Source organism: Candidatus Binatia bacterium, from assembly GCA_026415395.1.
In the GTDB taxonomy this organism is placed as follows: Bacteria; Desulfobacterota; Binatia; order HRBIN30; family HRBIN30; genus HRBIN30.
This window is the reverse complement of sequence record JAOAHD010000016.1, coordinates 85,119-102,774: the sequence shown is the minus strand read 5'-3', so window position 1 is coordinate 102,774 and position 17,656 is coordinate 85,119. Positions and strand designations below refer to the sequence as shown.

The 17,656-nt window shown below is 59.7% G+C and carries 15 protein-coding genes, 1 tRNA gene and 1 other RNA gene; 14 read left to right on the top strand and 3 right to left on the bottom strand.

From position 1 onward, the window contains the following. Positions 1–5: 5 nt before the first annotated feature. From glnE to N3C12_12135, 6 genes are all read left to right on the top strand, one after another. A complete protein-coding gene (gene glnE, locus N3C12_12160; protein ID MCX8073186.1) occupies positions 6–3,083 on the top strand; it encodes a bifunctional [glutamate--ammonia ligase]-adenylyl-L-tyrosine phosphorylase/[glutamate--ammonia-ligase] adenylyltransferase in 3,078 nt (1,025 codons plus the stop codon). Between the two features lie 59 nt (positions 3,084–3,142). After that, positions 3,143–4,063 (top strand): branched-chain amino acid transaminase, encoded by a 921-nt coding sequence (locus N3C12_12155; protein MCX8073185.1) that lies wholly within the window; start codon positions 3,143–3,145, stop codon positions 4,061–4,063. Between the two features lie 149 nt (positions 4,064–4,212). Beyond that, positions 4,213–5,394, top strand: coding sequence for a hypothetical protein (locus tag N3C12_12150; GenBank protein MCX8073184.1), 1,182 nt, complete (start codon positions 4,213–4,215; stop codon positions 5,392–5,394). Further along, positions 5,391–6,575 (top strand): hypothetical protein, encoded by a 1,185-nt coding sequence (locus N3C12_12145; protein ID MCX8073183.1) that lies wholly within the window; start codon positions 5,391–5,393, stop codon positions 6,573–6,575. The genes N3C12_12150 and N3C12_12145 overlap by 4 nt, the downstream gene beginning before the upstream one ends. 123 nt (positions 6,576–6,698) lie before the next feature. Further along, the gene (locus tag N3C12_12140) at positions 6,699–7,856 is read left to right on the top strand and encodes a hypothetical protein (protein MCX8073182.1); all 1,158 of its coding nucleotides are present in this window, start codon (positions 6,699–6,701) and stop codon (positions 7,854–7,856) included. 59 nt (positions 7,857–7,915) lie between these two features. Further along, the gene (locus tag N3C12_12135; protein ID MCX8073181.1) at positions 7,916–9,130 is read left to right on the top strand and encodes a hypothetical protein; all 1,215 of its coding nucleotides are present in this window, start codon (positions 7,916–7,918) and stop codon (positions 9,128–9,130) included. Positions 9,131–9,192: 62 nt separating this feature from the next. Here the strand turns inward: N3C12_12135 and gshB are convergent, their stop codons facing one another. From gshB to N3C12_12120, 3 genes are read right to left on the bottom strand one after another with little or no spacing between them, the layout of a single operon-like run. Continuing rightward, positions 9,193–10,140, bottom strand: coding sequence for a glutathione synthase (gshB, locus tag N3C12_12130; GenBank protein MCX8073180.1), 948 nt, complete (start codon positions 10,138–10,140; stop codon positions 9,193–9,195). Next, on the bottom strand, positions 10,137–10,931 hold the full coding sequence (locus N3C12_12125; GenBank protein MCX8073179.1) for a 16S rRNA (uracil(1498)-N(3))-methyltransferase: 795 nt from the start codon (positions 10,929–10,931) through the stop codon (positions 10,137–10,139). Before N3C12_12125 ends, gshB begins: the two co-directional genes overlap by 4 nt. Further along, the gene (locus N3C12_12120; protein ID MCX8073178.1) at positions 10,928–11,848 is read right to left on the bottom strand and encodes a 50S ribosomal protein L11 methyltransferase; all 921 of its coding nucleotides are present in this window, start codon (positions 11,846–11,848) and stop codon (positions 10,928–10,930) included. The genes N3C12_12125 and N3C12_12120 overlap by 4 nt, the downstream gene beginning before the upstream one ends. Before the next feature lie 24 nt (positions 11,849–11,872). Here N3C12_12120 and N3C12_12115 point away from each other — a divergent pair, with 24 nt between their 5' ends. The 8 genes from N3C12_12115 to mraZ all read left to right on the top strand — a co-directional run bounded on the left by N3C12_12115 (position 11,873) and on the right by mraZ (position 17,603). Further along, the gene (locus tag N3C12_12115; GenBank protein ID MCX8073177.1) at positions 11,873–12,604 is read left to right on the top strand and encodes a glycerophosphodiester phosphodiesterase family protein; all 732 of its coding nucleotides are present in this window, start codon (positions 11,873–11,875) and stop codon (positions 12,602–12,604) included. A gap of 98 nt (positions 12,605–12,702) precedes the next feature. Beyond that, positions 12,703–12,903: a 30S ribosomal protein S21 gene (rpsU, locus tag N3C12_12110; GenBank protein MCX8073176.1), complete on the top strand. Its 201-nt coding sequence runs from the start codon at positions 12,703–12,705 to the stop codon at positions 12,901–12,903. Between the two features lie 18 nt (positions 12,904–12,921). Continuing rightward, the gene (locus N3C12_12105; GenBank protein MCX8073175.1) at positions 12,922–13,431 is read left to right on the top strand and encodes a CvpA family protein; all 510 of its coding nucleotides are present in this window, start codon (positions 12,922–12,924) and stop codon (positions 13,429–13,431) included. A 10-nt stretch (positions 13,432–13,441) separates the two neighbouring features. Then, positions 13,442–15,181, top strand: a complete 1,740-nt coding sequence (gene dnaG, locus N3C12_12100) for a DNA primase (protein MCX8073174.1) — start codon at positions 13,442–13,444, stop codon at positions 15,179–15,181. Between the two features lie 73 nt (positions 15,182–15,254). Next, positions 15,255–15,328 (top strand) — tRNA-Ile (locus tag N3C12_12095). Between the two features lie 50 nt (positions 15,329–15,378). After that, positions 15,379–16,110, top strand: coding sequence for a C4-type zinc ribbon domain-containing protein (locus N3C12_12090; protein MCX8073173.1), 732 nt, complete (start codon positions 15,379–15,381; stop codon positions 16,108–16,110). A 22-nt stretch (positions 16,111–16,132) separates the two neighbouring features. After that, an RNA gene (gene rnpB / locus N3C12_12085) (RNase P RNA component class A) lies at positions 16,133–16,487 on the top strand. A 666-nt stretch (positions 16,488–17,153) separates the two neighbouring features. After that, entirely contained in the window at positions 17,154–17,603 is a 450-nt protein-coding gene (gene mraZ, locus N3C12_12080) for a division/cell wall cluster transcriptional repressor MraZ (protein ID MCX8073172.1), read from the top strand. The last annotated feature ends 53 nt before the right edge of the window (positions 17,604–17,656 follow it).

Below are 17,656 nucleotides of genomic sequence, written 5' to 3'. Positions count from 1 at the left end.
CTTCCGTGGCAACCGCTGGCGACCTCTCCGCTCTCTTCGAACGCTTTGGTGTCGCCTGGTCACGAGTGGTTGAGTTTGCCAACGGGCCGGTCGCTGCCCGAATTCCGCCAGCAGTTCGGGCCAAACTGCCTGAACTTTTAGCCAGGGCTGCAGACCCCGCCACGGCTTTGACGAACCTTGAGCGCCTCGTCGAGTTGGAGCCGCACGCGCTGGAAGAATATTACGAGCAAGCTTGGTGGGTTGATCTGATCACGCTTCTGGGGGCAAGTCCGTCGCTGGCTAACTGGCTGGCTTCTCAAGGTGCAGAATGGGTGCGAGCATTTACCGACGCGCGACAGGCCCCGAGACTGAGCGCTGCGCAGCATGTAGATCGCCTGGCAAGTATCGTAACCCTTCCCTGGGGCGAATTTGCCGATGCGTTGCGGCGCTATCGCCACCGAGAGTACCTGCGCATCGGCTTGCACGACTTGGTTCACGACTATTCTGTAGAAACCACTTGGACGGAACTCAGCGAACTTGCGCAGGGGGTCGTGGAGTGCGCATACCGGTGGGCGCGCTGCCGCCTCGAGGGCGACTACGGTCCTTTACTGGATGGCTCCGGAAGGTTGGCGCCCTTTGTTGTCCTCGGCATGGGAAAACTCGGTGGCGGCGAGTTGAATTTCAGTTCCGACATCGACCTCGTCTACTTGTACGAATGCGACGCGAGTCAGAGTCAAGGTGGGCCCCAGGGCACCCTCGATGCTCGCGCCTACTTCACGCGCTTGGCTGAGGGGCTGACCCGTGCCTTGCAAGAAGTGACCAGCTGTGGGTTTGCCTTTCGCGTCGACCTGCGGCTGCGGCCCGATGGGGTAAACGGCCCGCTCGTTAACTCAGTTTCGAATGCGCTCCTGTACTACGAGTCGTACGGTCAAACTTGGGAGCGAACCGCATTGCTGAAGGCACGCCCGATCTCCGGGGTGCTCGAGCTGGGAGAACGATTCCTCTACGAGGTGCGTCCATTTGTCTTTCGGCGTTACTTGGATTTCGCCACCCTCGCCGACATGCAACGGATGAAAGGGCAAATCGAGGCCCAGCTTGTGCGTAAGGGCGATGAGTACAACGTGAAACTCGGGCGCGGAGGGATCCGGGAAATCGAGTTTCTCGTGCAAACCATGCAAATCGTGCACGGTGGGCGGGATGAGCGGGTGCGCTGCCGCCCTACGCTGGAAGCATTGGAGCGCTTGGCGACTTGCCGCTACCTCCCGAGCGACGATGCCCGAGCGCTCGCGGATGCCTATCGATTCCTTCGGGATGTAGAGCACAAACTGCAAATCGAGACGCAACGGCAAACCCACACGCTGCCCGAGGCGCCACTGAAGCAGGAAATTTTGGCTCGGCGGCTCGGATATTCTGGCGAGGTTGCTCGCGACGAGTTTCGCCGCGAACTGGGCCGGCATACCGCGAGCGTGCGAGCGGCGTTCGAAAAGCTGTTCTTCCGGCCGGAGTCGGAGCGCCGCGCCCAAGTGGCGGAGGCAGAAGAACGAATCGTTGCGGCGCTGGACAATCGGGACGCCGCTACCAGCCTGTTGGCTGATCTCGGCTTCCAAAGCCCGGAGCAAAGTTACGAGCACTTGCTCTTTTTACGGGATGGCCCGCCGTCCGCGCCTTCAAGCCCGCGGCGCCGCAAGGTGTTGTTCGAGCTATTGCCGAGCTTACTCTCCGCGATGCGGCAATCGCCGCACCCAGACTTGGCCCTACAAAACATGGCGAGTTTCCTGGCGGCGGTGGGCGCCCGCACGAGTTTTCTGATGTTGCTGCGGGAGAACCCGGGTACGATGCGCATGCTCGTGCGGGTATTTGCGACCAGCCAGTACCTGGCGAACCAATTCATCCGCCACCCGGAATTGCTTGATTCTCTTGTGCGGGCCGACTTGGTGCGAGTACGGCGCCCGCGCGCAGAGCTCGCGGCTGATCTCGCGAGTCTCCTCGCAGCAGCAGAAGATCTCGAAGGAAAACTCGATGCGCTTCGCCGCTTTCGGAACCAGGAGTTTCTACGGATTGGCATTAACTGCGTGGAGGACTTGCTCGGGGATGAGGAGGTCGGCGAGGAGCTAACGAACCTTGCCGAAGTGTGCTTGCAGGCATCGCTCCAGGTCGCGGCGGACCAAACCTTGGCACGCTTTGAACTGCCTGAGTTGCCGGGCCGGCTGGTCGTTCTCGGCTTGGGTAAATTCGGTGCGCGAGAACTGAGCTTTAACTCCGATCTGGACCTCATCTTCGTGTACGACCCTCAAGCCCTCCCCGGAGTGGGTCCGACACCGCATGAAATATTCACTTGGCTGGCGCAGCGCCTGATCACCGTACTGCAGGTGCCGACGAAGGAGGGGATCGTTTACCGCATCGATACGCGTCTGCGCCCCTCGGGGCATTCTGGGCCCCTGGTTTCTTCGCTTGCCGCCTTCCGCTCGTACCACGAGCAGAGTGCGCAGGTATGGGAGCGCCAAGCCTTGATTAAGGCCCGGCCGGTTGGCGGCGACGCCGGCTTGGCGCAAGAGGTCAGCGCAGTGGTGGAACAGTTCGTCTACCGGACACCGCTGTCGACGGAAGAGACCAGGGAGATTCGGCGCTTGCGCGGACGAATGGAACGGGAATTAGCCCGCGAGGGAACAGACCATGTCAACATCAAGACCGGCCGGGGCGGCTTGGTGGACATTGAATTTCTCGTGCAGATGTTGCAGTTGCACTGCGGAATCTTTCACACTCGCCTGCGGCAGCGAGCAACGCTTCAGGCCTTGCAAGTGTTAGCAGACCTGCACATTTTACCGGGTGACGATGCTCAAGTGTTGACTGGTGGTTACCGCTTTCTCCGGCGTCTAGAGCAGACGTTGCGGTTGCTGCACGACCGTCCGGTGGAGGACCTGGAGCGTCATGACGTTGATCTGTTCGTGGTCGCCCGCCGTCTGGGTTTTGCGAGCAGGAGCGACCCGGCGCAGGCGCTGTGGCAAGAATACGTAAGTCGGCGCGAGCGAATTCGCGAGCTTTACGAGCGGTGGTTCGACCGTGCGGAGCACGGAGAAATCGACTGCCGGGCGCACTCGCGGTAGGGCAAGTTTCGTTGACTGGCTTATCCGCGTGAGCTAGCCAACTCGCCTCCAAGGAGCGGCTGGTGGAAAAGACCGAACACATTTGGCTCGATGGCCGGTTTGTACCATGGGACCAGGCGCAAGTTCACGTGCTCACCCACACGCTTCACTACGGCTTGGGCGTGTTCGAAGGGATTCGGTGCTACGAAGGGAAGCACGGTCGCCCCCTGATCTTCCGCTTGACGGAGCACATTGAGCGGTTGTTTGCGTCGGCGCACATCCTGGGCATCAAGGTGCCGTTTTCTCGAAGCGAGATCGAGAGCGCGTGTGTGGAAACCATTCGGGTGAACCGGTTGAAGGCGGGCTACCTGCGACCGCTGGTATTTTTAGGGGATGGGGAGATGGGGCTCGCGGCCGTGCACAACCCAGTCCGCGTCGCGATTGCTGCCTGGCCCTGGGGAGCGTACTTGGGTGATGAAGGTGTTCGTCGAGGTGTGCGGCTGAAAACCTCGTCGTTTCAGCGGATGCACGTAAACTCGTTCATGACCAAGGCAAAGGCCGTGGGGAATTACGTCAATTCGATCCTGGCTGCCGTTGAAGCGCGTAGCGCGGGTTATGACGAGGCGATGATGCTCGATACCGATGGCTTTGTGGCCGAATGCAGCGGGGAGAATTTGTTCATCGTACGGCGAGGTGTGGTGAAGACCCCACCGCTGACTTCGGTGTTGGAGGGTATTACGCGGGCGTCTGTGCTGGCTTTGCTGGACGATATGTCGGTGCGTTGGGTGGAGGAGCGCTTCACGCGTGACGAGGCTTACATTGCCGATGAAGTGTTCATGACAGGCACTGCGGCTGAGGTCACCCCGGTCCGCGAGATCGACGGGCGGGTCATTGGGGACGGAGCCCCTGGGGTGGTGACGCGGCAGCTTCAAGACCGGTTTCGCGCCGTGGTGCGGGGTGAGGTTGCCGCATACCGCCATTGGCTCACAGAGGTGAGTTAGGGAGGCCTCGTTTTGGCGGAATTTGAATTGACACGACTAGGGTATCCGAGTATAAGCGCGCTGCCTGGATGTGTGTGGTGCGGAGGAATTGGATAGCGCCCTGTGGCGGGCCTTGGCGACTGGGGGACGCGACGGAGGATCGGGGAGTGATGGGTAAACTGAGCCGTTGGGTGGTTCGATATGCCATCGTCACCTGGATGGCTTCAGTGGCTTGTGTCTCCCAGTTGCGTGCTGATGTCAGCGTGGAGCGTGGAAGCTCGATCTTGATCTTTCCCAAGGTCATTTCGGACGGAGATGGCTTGCTCACCGGAGGCTTCCCAGTTGAGACAATTATTCAAATTTCGAACACTTCGAACTCGCTCGCTTTTGCGCACTGCTTTTACGTCAATGCTGCGCCCTTGGATCCAAGGCAGCCGGTCGGTCCCTTCAATCCACCGCAGTGGCAGGAGGTCGACTTCGATATCGTGCTGACGAAGCAGCAGCCGACATACTGGGTGGTGGGCCAGGGCCGGAGAGTGGATCCGACGGACCCTCAGTGCAGCCGTGTGCCGCCTGTGTTCAGTTGCCCGAACGCGGGGTTTGACCCGGGCCCGATCCCTGCAGTCCCTCCGAACTTTGAAGGGCAGCTCGTTTGTATTGAAGTCGACGCCGCTGGTGCCCCGTTGAACGGAAACCGGCTGAAGGGCGAGGCTACGTTGGTCACTCCCCGAGCAGTGACCGTTGGAGCGGTCACGATGCGGCAGGGCGAGGTTAGTAAGTACAATGCCGTAGGGATCCTGGGTTTGAACACGGATACCAACTCAAACGATGGGGATCTAACCTTGTGCATCGGTGGTCCTCCGAGGCCGGGCTGTCCGGGCGGCGCGGAATACAATGGATGCCCGGGTGCGGTGATTGTGAATCACTTTGCTGAGCGTGCAACGATGCCGGCGCTTCCAATAGCGGACATCCCCAACTCTCGTGTGGAAACTGAGGTTACCTTGGTACCTTGCACGCAGGACTTCGAAAACCAGATTCCCGGCACTGTGGTCGTGCAATTTCGCGTGACAAATGAGTTTGAGAACCTGTTCTCGGCTAGCACCACGGTTACATGCTGGTCGAACTTCCGCTTGAACTCAGTGGGGCGCATCTTTGACCAAAGTTTTTTGGGGACGCGCTTTGCGCAAACGCGAATGACTCCGGGTGGGCCTGAGCAGCCCGGTTTCGTGGGTGTTTCTGAGGAATTTTATAACGATGGGCGTGGGTTTCTGTCGCGCGCGGCTCTTAACCTGCACGTGGAGGGTGAACGCCCTGGTGGAGACCGCATCACGATCCCGGAGGTGGCCCCATGAAGCTGCGGCGCAACGCATGGGCAGTGCTGCTGATTGCTGCAGCGCTTACCAAAGTGGCTAATGCGCAGGTCGTTGGCTCCGATCGCGCCGCGGCAATCCTTGTCTTCCCGAAGGTCGTGGTCGACACAAATAACAGTGCTGGGCGCGGTAGGCTCGACACGCTCATTCGCATCAGCAACACGCTGAACAAGCCGATTCGGATGCAGTGCTTTTGGGTGAACGCCAACGGTCATTGCTTTAATGCCCCGGGGGTGATTTGCGATCCCACGTTGCTCCCGCGCGATGATCGTTGCCCAGCGAATTCGGTCTGTGTTCCGGGATGGCAGGAGACGGACTTCATTGTGCAGCTCACCGCTCGTCAACCTGTGGCCTGGCTCGCCTCGATGGGTGCAACCTTGTGCAGCGATGCTGTGGATCCGAACTTGCCGTGTTTCCCAATTGGCGGCGCCGGGCGGCCAAGCCCAACCAATAACTTGGAGAGTCGAGTGCCTGCTGTGCAGGAAGATCCCTTCGTCGGCGAGTTGAAGTGTATTGCGGTTGATCAGAATGACGTTCCGATTGAAGATAACGCCCTCAAGGGCGAGGCGTTGATCGTGCGTTCGGACATCCAGAACGGGATCAATGCCTTCGACGTGCGTGCATACAACGCTGTCGGCATTCCGGCGCTGCCAGGTGCCAACAATCGGGATAACGTTCTTGTACTGGGGGGTAACGGTGCCGAGTACGCCGGCTGCCCAAATGTGCTGATTTTGGATCACTTCTTCGACGGCGCGCAGGACCCGGTGACGCAGCAGGGAATCAACACCACACTCACCTTGGTGCCGTGTACGGAAGACTTCTTGACGCAGCGGCCAACATCCATCCCGGTGCAATTTTTGGTTTTCAATGAGTTCGAGCAGCGCTTCTCGACAAGCTTTCGCGACTTCAACTGTTTTCGGGAGTTCCGGCTTTCAGAAATCGACACGCGGGTGCCCACGTTTTCCATTTTCCACGCGGGTGTGTCAGGCACGCTTACAGGGCAAACGCGCATCCGGGGCGTGGCGAACAACGACCGTACGCGTGGCCAAACACTTCTTGGCGTAGCGGAGGAATTCCGTGCGGGGGGCGGGAGTGCGGCGTTTCAACTGCACATGCAGGGAGCGCGCCCGCAGAGCGACTTTGTCTATTTGCCGTTGCAGTGAGACGGTCATGAAATTCGGCGCTTTTAGCTTGACAAGGTGGAACCATGCAGATATAAGGCCGTCACTCAATCGAGGGGTTCGCCCTGGCGAATACGGTGCGGCGTGATCGAAAGGAGGAGGGTAATGCGTAGGCAGCGAGGGCTAGTTGGGCTCATGGGACTCGCGGCGTTGGTCGGTTGGGGTGTTAATGCCCGATTGGCTGAAGCCCGCGTCACTACGGAGCAGAGCGCATCCATTCTGGTGTTTCCGAAAGTGATTGCCACCGCCAGCCGGGATACGGTGATCCAAATCACGAACACCTCGAACAATATGCGGCATGCGCACTGCTTTTACGTGGATGGCTCGCCGGTGAATCCGGACCTGCCGGTGGGGCCACTCAATCCGCCGCGATGGGTAGAGACGGACTTCGATATTTGGCTCACTCGCCAGCAGCCCACTCACTGGGTGGTCTCCACGGGCCGCTGGGATGATCCTACCGATGATTCGTGTCGAGCCGTTGCATGTAACCCTTCAAGCAGTGGTGGCAACAACGGCACGGCGGACTGCTGCGATGCCGGCTTCGATCCTGGTCGGATTCCGCCAATGGGGCCAAACTTCACGGGTGAGCTCAAGTGCATCGAGGTTGATGCATCCGGTTTCCCGGTGCCTGGAAACTCGTTGAAGGGTGAGGCGACTTTGGTCGACCGTGGTCTTGACGGAACCTTTGACGTGTCGAAGTATAACGCAATCGGGTTACAAGGGTTCGACACCAACAACATGGATGGCGTGCTTTGCCTCGGTGGGTCGGTCAGCGCCTTGTGTCCATCTGGCCCGGAATATGAGGCTTGCCCACGTACGTGGATTTTGGACACGCCTTCTTCTGGGGCGGAAAATCCGGTGGTTGATGATGAAGACAGCAGTGTGAGCGTTGAGTTGACTGTGGTTCCCTGCTCGCAAAACTTTGAGACCCAAGAGTTGACTTCGGTCACCCTACAGTTCGCGATCACGAACGAGTTCGAGCAGACCTTCTCGGCATCGACAACCGTCACCTGCTGGGCAAACTGGGATCTTGAGCAGATCAACCCGGTGTTCAACGTGAACGCCGTGGGTGGGAATACGTTGCAAACGCGGATTCGTGCCGCCGCCGCGACACCCCGCGGGATTATGGCGGTCGTTGAGGAGACCGTCAGCCATCAAACGCTTGGGAGGGCGCGGGTTGCTCATAACCCACACAACACGCTGGACCCGGCGCCGGGCCAGGACCTGATCGTGATTCCGGCTGACCAGATTCAAGCTCCCTAAGGCGTGGTGGTATGCGTGAACAAAGGCGACGTCCAACGAATGGGGAAAGGAGAATAACGATGCGACAGGTGCGATGGGCTGGCTGGACAATGGCTGTCGCCGTCGGGCTGCTGTCTGGTGGACTGGTTACGAGAGGGTTCGCTGACATCGCCTCCGATAAGCCTGCAGCGGTGCTGGTATATCCGAAGGTGCAAGTGGTCGGCGCAAGAGGCGTAAATACGACCATCCGGCTTGCAAACACCAACACCACCAACCCAATCAATTTGCATTGCTACTACATCAACGCGAGTTCTTACTGCGTGGGTGGCACAAACGCCGGAGCGAACTGTACGCTGTCGCCCACGGTTTGCACTGGCGGTGGGTTCTGTCAGCCGAGCTGGCAAGAGACCGACTTCCGAATTGTACTGACCGCCGGTCAGCCGATCGAGTGGGTGGCGTCGGAGGGCCTGTCCGACGGTGACCTACCGTTGCCGCGTGGCGTGTGTGTGCGGAACCCGACCAGGCAGTGTGGGACGGATGCGGATTGCAATCCGTTCCCGGGCGGCACCTGCACGCAGAGCAACGCCGGAACACGAATCCCACCGGTGCCTGATGATCCGTTTATCGGAGAGCTGCGTTGTATCGCGATTGACCCACAAGGCAACCCGATCCCGAGGAACGACCTGAAGGGTGAGGGGCAGGTTGTGACAGTTGGTGATTCGTCGATAGACGTTGCCGGGTACAACGCTATTGGAATCCAAGCAACCGGCAATTCCGATGGCGTTGCGAATCAGTTGACCCTCGGGCCTGGCCGTAGGGGAGAATACAATGGATGCCCGAATTATCTGATTGTGGATCACTTTTTCGATGGGGCGCGAAATCCAGTTCCAGGTACGGCAGCTACGATTTCTACCAACTTGGTTCTGGTGCCGTGCTCGACGGATTACCTGCGGCAAATTCCGGGGCTTGCCGTTGCGCAGTACCTGGTGTTTAACGAGTTCGAGCAGCGATTCTCGACGAGCCGTGCGGTACGTTGCTATCAGGACATCCCGCTCAGTCGGATCGATACGGCCAACAGTGCCCGGTCGATTTGGAACGTGAGCGTCGCCGGAACCTTGACTGGCCAAACCAGGGTGAATCCGATTGGTGTTCCGTCTGCGAATCCGCCTTCCATTCCGAGTGGGCTGTTAGGGATTGCGGTGGAGACCCACACCGGATCGGTCACGAAGAGCGCGGCGTTCAACATTCATATGGCGGGTGATCGTGAGCAGGCTGACGTGATGATAATCCCGTAAGCCGCGTTTGGGAGCAGGAATGTAGAGTGAGGGGCTGGAGCCCATATGGGTCCAGCCCCTCGTCATTTTCGGATCTGTGCAAGAACAAGGTCAATGACAGCGGCTTCGAGACGGGTGCCGTGAAGTCGGTTGTATTCTTGGATCCCGGTGGGGCTCGTAACGTTGATTTCCGTCAAGTACGGGCCGATGACGTCAATGCCGACAAAGTAAAGACCATCGGCACGCAGTCGCGGCGCAAGCGTGGCGATGATTTCGCGGTCCCGCTCGGTGATAGTGGTAGGGTGGACGGTGCCACCGACGTGGATGTTGCCGCGATGGTCGTCGGCACGGGGCACGCGCAGGATCGCGCCTAAGGGCTCGCCGTTGAGGAGGAGAATGCGCTTGTCGCCCTCGCGCACCTCCGGAAGGTAACGCTGAACCATGAGGTATCGGCGTCCGTCCTGAGTGGTCAGCTCGAGAAGGGAGTTGAGATTGCGGTCGTCGATGGATGCGAGAAATACCCCCGCGCCGCCACAGCAATCGAGGGGTTTGAGAATTGCGGTTCCGCCTTGCTCGCGAATGAAGTCCTTGATTCTGGTGATATCCGAGCTCACCAGGGTGGGAGGAATGACGCTAGGAAAGTGCAGGGTGTAAAGCTTCTCGTTGGCTTCGCGCAGACCGCGGGGAGAATTGAGGACGAAGGTCTGTTGTGGGTTGACCAGGCTGAGCAGGTAGGTGGCGAAAAGATAAGATTGGTCGAACGGGGGATCTTTCCGCATGAATACCGCGTCGTAAAACTCAAGCGGTTCCACCCTGTCCTCTAGCCGGTGGAAGGGGTTGCCTTCGCGGTTGACGTCGGTCCGGTGAGCCTGGGCATAGGCACGGTGGCCACGTGCAAATAGTTGCTCGACCGTGCAGGTGAATACTTGGATCCCGCGCGCTTGGGCCTCCAGCATGAAAACAAAGGTGGTGTCGCGATCCGGAAGGATTCGCTCCAGTGGATCCATGACGAACAAAAAGCGCCGGCTCATGACTGGATGCTACGCGGCCGAGCTTCCGCGCGCAACTTGTCGCCTACGGAGGAGCATACCCGGAGGTCGCCCCACCAGAATTGCGCCAGTGTGAGGCCGACAACGGCAGCGGTTTCGGTGCGGAGGATCCGCGGCCCAAGGTGTAACGAGACGAACCCCGCCTCGCGGAAGCGGAGCCGTTCCTCCACGCTGAACCCGCCCTCGGGGCCGACGACAACGGTCACCCGTGGTGGAGGTTCGAGTGGCAACGGGTTTTGCGGGAGATGGTTCTCCAGCGTTTCCTGCTCGTCCAGCAGTAAACCAAAAGTGGGTCGCGTCTGCTCAATGAGCGTTTGCACCGAGGCACAAGAGCTGATCGCGGGCACGCAGCTTCGCTGGCACTGTTTCGTTGCTTCTTGAAGAATCCGTTGCCAGCGACGGAGACGAGCGCCCACGGCCGCCGGCCGCGAGCGTTCACAGGCGAAAATAATGATGCGAATCGCACCGAGCTCTGTGGCTTTCTCCAGCGCGTATTCGAGCCGTTCCGGGCGGATCATGGCAATGGCGAGCGTGATTTCCAAATGCGACTCGCCGGCAAAGGGAAGCGCGCGGCAAATTCGGAGGGTCGCTTCCGTGCGCCCAATGGTCTCCACGGTGGCGACGAATGAAGCGCCCGTGCCATCGATCACCCGGACCTCACTGCCGGGGCGAAGGCGCCGTACCCTCAAATGGTGAAACTCGCGCCCGTGAAGATTCAGGGTGCTGCCAATGCCGACGGAGAACGGTGCCGCAATAAAGGTCGGGAGCGTCATCGGACGGGATTGTGGAATAGCAGTGCTACCCAGCCATCGCGTTCCCAGCGCTGTTCCAGCGATACCCCACGCAACGTGTACGTGCTGACGATCTCAGCCTCGTCTGGCCTTAGGAAGCCGGCACAAACGAAACTTCCGCCTGCTGCTAGGTGCGTGGTGATCGGTGCAGCCAATTCGACCAACGCGTTGCGGTACAGATTGGCGACGATGCAGTCATATACGACACCGGGTAAGGCCCAATCTTCTCCTACGCTGACTACATCGGCGACTTGGTTGCCGAACACATTTTCTCGTGCGACGTGGAGAGCGGTACGGTCGATATCGACCGCGTACACTTGGGCCGCCCCCAGCTTGGCGAGGGCAATGGCAAGGATTCCGGAACCAGTGCCCAAGTCCAAGGCGGTCCGGACTGGGCATCGCTCGAGCACAACTTCGAGGAGTTCTAGGCACCCAAGAGTGCTCGCATGGTGGCCTGTCCCGAAAGCCATTCCCGGTTCGATCACGATTTTCAGTCGGCCGGGTGGTGCGTGCGTGGTCCAAGGTGGTTGAACCCACAGGCGCTGCCCAGCGGCCACGGGAGTGAACCAGTCGCGCCAGGTCTCCGCCCAATTTTCCGCTGCCAGCGTACGAGTCACAATGGTGGGCTGGGGGCAACCGAGCTCGCGCAGCTCCTCTTCGATCCGTTGCGCAAGAAACTCACTCGCAGGTTCTGGGAAGTAGGCGCGAAAAGTCACGGCCTGCCCCTGCTCTTCAACCTCCGTACCCGTAGAGCCGAGTTCGAACAGGACTTGGGAGGCAAGGTCAGCGTAGTCAGCGCGGACCGTTACGTCACACTGACGGTACGTCTGCATGCGATCGACAATAGCGCTGCTGACGGAGGCGCGCTCGATCATTTCCTTGGCAGTTGGTTTTCCCATGCGAACAGAGTAAACGCTGCTGGCATGATGCGGAAGTGTTTGTGTATCGCCCACCGGGGGTCGTCTGCCCATGCCCCGGAGCATACCCGCGCAGCCTTCGAGTTGGCACTCGAGCAGGGGGCGCAAATGATCGAGCTCGATGTGCAATTGAGCGCCGACAATGCCTTGGTTGTGCTGCATGATGCTGACGTCGCCCGTACGAGCAACGGAAAGGGAAAGGTGCGAGAGTTGTCGCTCGACCAACTGCGGAACCTCGATGCCGGCAGTTGGTTCGCCGCCGCGTTCGCGGGCCAAAAAGTATTAACGTTGGAGGAGGTGCTCGAGCTGATTGGGGGGCGAGCTCTACTCAACGTTGAGATCAAGTCGCCTCGCGAAGAGGGCGGCATCCTGATTCCAAGGCTGCTGGCGTCGCTGGAACGGTTCGGAGCGCTCCACACGACGCTGATTTCCTCGTTCGATTGGTGGCTGCTGGGTGACGTGCGGGAGGAAAGTGAAGAGGTGCGCCTTGCACTCCTGTGGAGCGATCCCTTGATCCCGTGGCCGTGGGACCGTGCTGCGAAGCTCCGAGCCACTCATTTGCATCCGCTGTGGGCGCTAGTCACACGGGAGCAGGTTTCCGAGGCGCATGCGCGAGGACTTTGGGTGAATGCTTGGACGGTGAACGATATCCCGACGATGGTCGAACTCATCGACATGGGTGTCGACGGGATCATCACAGATTACCCGGATCGATTGACACAGGTGCTGCAGGGTTGATTGCCGCGGAGGGGTGAGTTAGCCTCAGTCGCTCTGTGACAGAAGACACGACCCAGTGGAACCAAAGCTCGGCTTGCACGGGAAGGGGGTGAGTGTTTTTGGCAGGCGTGCGCGTAAAAGAAAACGAACCGCTCGATAGTGCTATCCGAAGGTTTAAGAAGCAGTGTGAGAAAGCCGGCATCTTGGCGGAGTTGCGCAAGCGGGAACACTACGAGAAACCGAGTGTTCGCCGAAAGAAAAAAGAACTAGCTGCAAAGAAGCGGTACCTCCGCCGTATGGCCCGAGCAGCGGGCTTGTGAGGAGGACAGCTTTGTGAAATGGCTGAGCCCACACAGGTGTCCGTGGTGAGTTGGGATCTGCCGGTACTCGGATTTTTGTTGTTGGCCAGTTTACGCGGCTTTTGGCGCGGCGTGTTTCGGGAGATCGGCTCGCTGGTGGGCTGTCTCTCCGGCATTATTCTCGGGTGGTGGGGCGCCGTGCCATTGGCAGAAGGCATGAGGAGTGGAGCGCCGGGTGCCGCATCGCAGCTCGATGCGGCACTCGTGTTTTTGGGGACCTTTGTTGGCTTGTGGATGGTTGGAGGGTTGGTTGGCTGGGCAGTTGAGAAGCTTGTGAGAAACCCTGTGGCGGTTTGGGTGAGTGGCGCGGCTGGCATGGTGGTCGGTGCGATCAAAGGTGGGGTGATTGCCGGAGCCTGTCTTGTGTTCGCTCAGGTGTTTGTCCCGCAAGCGGCGGCCCAGATCGAGCACGCCACTGTGGCTCGGTGGCTGAGCCAAGCGACGAGCACCGCGACCATGTGGTTGGTTCGGTACCCACAGGAGCCGTAATAAGCAGCTCATGGCAGAGTTCGTTGCCGATGCGAGCTTGGAAGAAATTCAGCGCCGAGTATCGATTGTCGATCTAGTCTCCACCTACGTACGCTTGAAGAAGCAGGGGCGCCGCTTTGTCGGGTTGTGCCCCTTTCACGCGGAAAAAACGCCTTCCTTCTCGGTCAGCCCTGAAAAAGGGCTTTTTTACTGTTTTGGCTGCGGTGTGGGTGGGAACATCTTTACGTTCTTCATGCGCGTCGAACGGGTCGACTTTCGCACCGCCGTCGAGCGCTTGGCAGAAAAGGCCGGGGTGCCCTTAACGCAGCGTAGAGGTAGCAGTCCGCACGATGTGCGGAACCGGGCTTACCTGGTTCACCGCGTGGCTGCTGAATATTTCGCGATGGCGCTCGCCCGCCCGGAAGGAAGGTTGGCTCGATCATATTTAACGCATCGTGGCATTTCGCCAGAACTCGCGGGGCGATTCGGCTTGGGATTTTGCCCGCCGGGTCCTGGGTTACAGCAGGCACTCACTCATGCTGGCGTGAGTGTAACGGAGGCGTGCCGTTGGGGATTATTGGCGGAGCGCACCGGTGGTGGCACCTACCCGCGTTTTGGGGGCCGGGTGATATTCCCGATCCGCAACGCGGCAGGGGCAGTGGTCGCCTTTGCGGGGCGCGCCATCGGGGATCAGCTCCCTAAGTACATGAACTCGCCGGAATCCGTTGTGTTCCGCAAGGGCGAATTGCTCTTTGGCTTATACGAGGCGTGCCAGGCCATTCGTGACAGTGGTCGCGTGTTGGTTGTCGAAGGATACTTGGATGTGTTGGCGCTCGTAGAAGCGGGGATGGGCGAGGTCGTGGCCACGATGGGCACAGCAGTGACGGAGAAGCACTTCGAAATCCTCCGCCGCTTAGCGGATGAGGTGTACATATGCTTCGACGGCGACGAAGCTGGTCGGCGAGCGGCGGAGCGCGCGTTTGTGGTCTCGACTAAGGTGGGCGTGTGGGCGCAAGGAGTTTTTCTGCCCGCCGGCCAAGATCCCGATTCGTTTGTGCGCAGTGCGGGAGTTGAGGCAATGCGCCAGGCAATCGCGAACTCGATCCCGCTTGCGGATTTTTACGTCGACCGCAAAGCCCCGCCACCCGGGGCCTCGGTGGCCGCAAAATCACGCGTGATTCACGAAATCGCCGAGGTGGTCGGTTCGATGCCCGACCCCGTGATGGCGCAATTGCTCGTCCAGAAGGCCGCGGTTCGAATTGGGGTGGACGAGCGCTTCTTCCAGCTCCAGCGACGGCCTTTAATAACGGAACAGCCGGATCCTCAGACGCCGACTACGGAAGGCGCTCCGTGGGCGAGGCCGGAAGAGCAGACTTTATTGGCGGCGATGGCAGCCAACCGGCAAGTGGCGCAGCGGATGGCGAGCGAAGGAGTCGGGCAACTCTTCTTGACGCCAGGTTTAAATGAGTTGGCACAGCGGATTACGCGCGCCTGGGAGAGCGCGACGGAGTCGTCGGAGTTCCTCAGTGAGTTGCCAGAGGACTTGCAAGGAATGGTGAGCGCCTATCTTCTTGGGGCTGGGCCCTTGGCGGGAGTGGACCTTGTGCGAGTGGCAAACGACTGCGTGGTGAAACTCAAGAAACGGCAGAGCCGAATGCGTTTGGAGACGCTGAAAGAACAACTTCGCCTAGCGCAAAGCCAGGGCAACGAAGCGAAAGTCGCCGCGCTCCGCGATCAGCTCAAGAGCCTGCGAGAGTTGTTAGACCCATGACTCGTCGGGAGAGAAGTGTTGCGTTGCTTACCGGTTGTTGCGAACTGTTGGAGGAGTGAGATGGCTTGGCATAGGGCCCATAGCTCAGATGGTCAGAGCCGCCGGCTCATAACCGGTAGGTCCCAGGTTCGAGTCCTGGTGGGCCCATCGTACTCCATCGCAAAGCGATTCGTGAGGAACGAGGAAGGAAACAATTTATGCCAGTGGAATCAGCGCTAGCGCAGTTGGCTGCCCTGCAAAACTTGGATCAGCAGCTCCGGGAGAAGATGGAGCAGCTCGAAGGGCTGCGCGCGAGGCTGAGCGATTGGCGCACTCGCATCGAAGCGAGGCGGGAGTCTGCTGCAGCATTGCAGAAGCAATTTCAGGAGCTCGATGGCCGACGCCGGGATCTCGAGCGGAGGCTTGCCGAAGAAGACGCTAAGATGCGCGACCGTCGAATGCGTTTGCAGCGCGTGCGCAACGAAAAAGAGGCCCAGGCGCTGCACCGGGAGATTGAGCTCGGCAAGCAAGCAAACCAACAACTAGAGTCGGACTTATTGCAACTCCTCGAAGCCCTGGAAACCCTGCAGAAGGAACTCAAGGCTGCCGAAGAGGACCAACAGGCCCTGGAGAACGAATTTCGTGAAGACAGCACGCGGCACGAGGTGGAGATTCAACAGTTGGCTCAGGAGATTGAGCGGATTCGCGCCGAACGGGCACAGTTGGCCATGGCAATCGATGCGAGCTTGCTGCGCAGGTACGAGCAAATTTTTCAACGGCGCGAAGGGCTTGCGGTCGTCGAAATTCAAGAGCCGATTTGCAAGGGCTGCCACATGAACCTCTCCCCGCAGTTCTTTATCGAACTGCAACGGGGTGACGAAATTCGCCTCTGCCCGAACTGCCACCGGATCTTGTATTTTCGCGTCGACCGAGCTGGTGAGGACGGGTAGATCCCGCTATCTGTAACCGCACGGAGAGGGCCGGGCGGCCGCTCGGGGAGACCCCGAGAGGAAAGTCCGGACTCCATAGGGCAAGGTGGCCGCTAACGGCGGCCTCGAGCGATCGAGGGAAAGTGCCACAGAAAAGAGACGGCTGGTAAGCTCTGCTTGCCAGATGCGGTGAAAACGATGTGCTCGCACATCAGCATTCGTGGTAACACGGGTGCTCGGCAAACCCCACCTGGAGCAAGACCAAAGTGAGGGTGCGTGGCCCGCGCAGACCCTCCGGTGTGTCGCTTGAGGCGGTTGGCAACAACCGCCCCAGAGGAATGGCCGCCACCCACCCCGTGGGGTGGGGACAGAATCCGGCTTATAGGCCCTCTCCGACTTCTGCTGCCACGAGCGGCGGTAACTCTCCACATCGTGAGTAGATTGGGGACGCGAGCAACCCCGGACGCGGGTGCTCGCCGCGGTGCGCGGCGCCCGACCTTGCTGCCCCGAGAGAGCGCAGCGCGATCTTCAAGCCGTACAGCTGGCCTTCGAGCGTTGCTGTTCGACTCGGCGTGAAATGGATGAGTAGCCCGGCCCCAAATCAACAAAGCGCACCCGCTGGTTCAACCGGTCCGTGTGCATGGACGCACGTGAGGATTCTTTCTCTAGCCGGATTCCGCCGTGCGGAGAATCCCTGGTCGCAGCCCGGACACAAGGTAGGTCAATGGTGCTCTGCGGAAGAAGAACTCCTTTGCCCACCAGGGGCAACCTCTTCTAGCTGCGCCTGCTGCGGGCTTCGAAAGCTACCCATTCGTCCTCCCTACGCATAACGCTGGGGGTTCGGGGCTAGCCGCCGCTGAACGCACCGCCTCCACTCCGTTACCAACGAGGGAATGCGACTCGTTTGGACCTCAGCGTAGCTGGGCCATGAAGGTGGGAACGAGCGGAGTGCCCGCGGCGAAAGCCCCCCACTTGCCGATTGACTTGCCAGGCCGAGTTGTTGTAGAGGGCGGCCCACTGGTGAAAAGTGGTATTAAGTGGGATGAAGGGCCATTTGGTGGAGCATGTTTCGGGGCACTTTCGAACACACGGTGGATGAAAAGGGGCGAGTGAGTGTCCCAGCTCGGTTCCGGGCGTACTTGCAATCGGTGAACGACAACCGAGTGGTCATCACCAATTTCCAGATCGACGGCTTCCCCTGTCTCGACGTTTACCCCTATGCTGCTTGGGTTCAGCTCGAGGAACAACTCCGCGGAAAGCCACAGTTCGACCCGCGGATCCTGAAGTTCGTCACCTTCTACGTCGCCAGTGCGCACGACTGCGAGTTGGACAAGCAAGGCCGAATCTTGTTGCCGCCCACGTTGCGCGAGTACGCCGGGCTCAAGCGCGATGTGGTGTTCGCTTCAGCGATCGACAAGTTCCGCATTTGGGATCGCGAGACCTGGCGTAAAGTACATGCGGCGGCAAGCGAGGTAGCCAATCAGCCCGAGGTTCTCGAGCAGTTGGGGGTGTGAAATGTCCGTTCGGATTGAACCTCGTTCCGTGCCGATTGCAACCTATAGCGTTT

Coding starts and splice junctions, on each gene's coding strand:
- N3C12_12125 (MCX8073179.1), bottom strand. CDS start 10,931: ATGACGCTCCCGACCTTTATTGCGGCACCGTTCTCCGTCGGCATTGGC.
- N3C12_12105 (MCX8073175.1), top strand. CDS start 12,922: ATGGCTGAGCCCACACAGGTGTCCGTGGTGAGTTGGGATCTGCCGGTA.
- N3C12_12150 (MCX8073184.1), top strand. CDS start 4,213: ATGGGTAAACTGAGCCGTTGGGTGGTTCGATATGCCATCGTCACCTGG.
- N3C12_12115 (MCX8073177.1), top strand. CDS start 11,873: ATGATGCGGAAGTGTTTGTGTATCGCCCACCGGGGGTCGTCTGCCCAT.
- N3C12_12090 (MCX8073173.1), top strand. CDS start 15,379: ATGCCAGTGGAATCAGCGCTAGCGCAGTTGGCTGCCCTGCAAAACTTG.
- N3C12_12140 (MCX8073182.1), top strand. CDS start 6,699: ATGCGTAGGCAGCGAGGGCTAGTTGGGCTCATGGGACTCGCGGCGTTG.
- mraZ (MCX8073172.1), top strand. CDS start 17,154: ATGTTTCGGGGCACTTTCGAACACACGGTGGATGAAAAGGGGCGAGTG.
- N3C12_12145 (MCX8073183.1), top strand. CDS start 5,391: ATGAAGCTGCGGCGCAACGCATGGGCAGTGCTGCTGATTGCTGCAGCG.
- N3C12_12120 (MCX8073178.1), bottom strand. CDS start 11,848: ATGGGAAAACCAACTGCCAAGGAAATGATCGAGCGCGCCTCCGTCAGC.
- N3C12_12135 (MCX8073181.1), top strand. CDS start 7,916: ATGCGACAGGTGCGATGGGCTGGCTGGACAATGGCTGTCGCCGTCGGG.
- dnaG (MCX8073174.1), top strand. CDS start 13,442: ATGGCAGAGTTCGTTGCCGATGCGAGCTTGGAAGAAATTCAGCGCCGA.
- gshB (MCX8073180.1), bottom strand. CDS start 10,140: ATGAGCCGGCGCTTTTTGTTCGTCATGGATCCACTGGAGCGAATCCTT.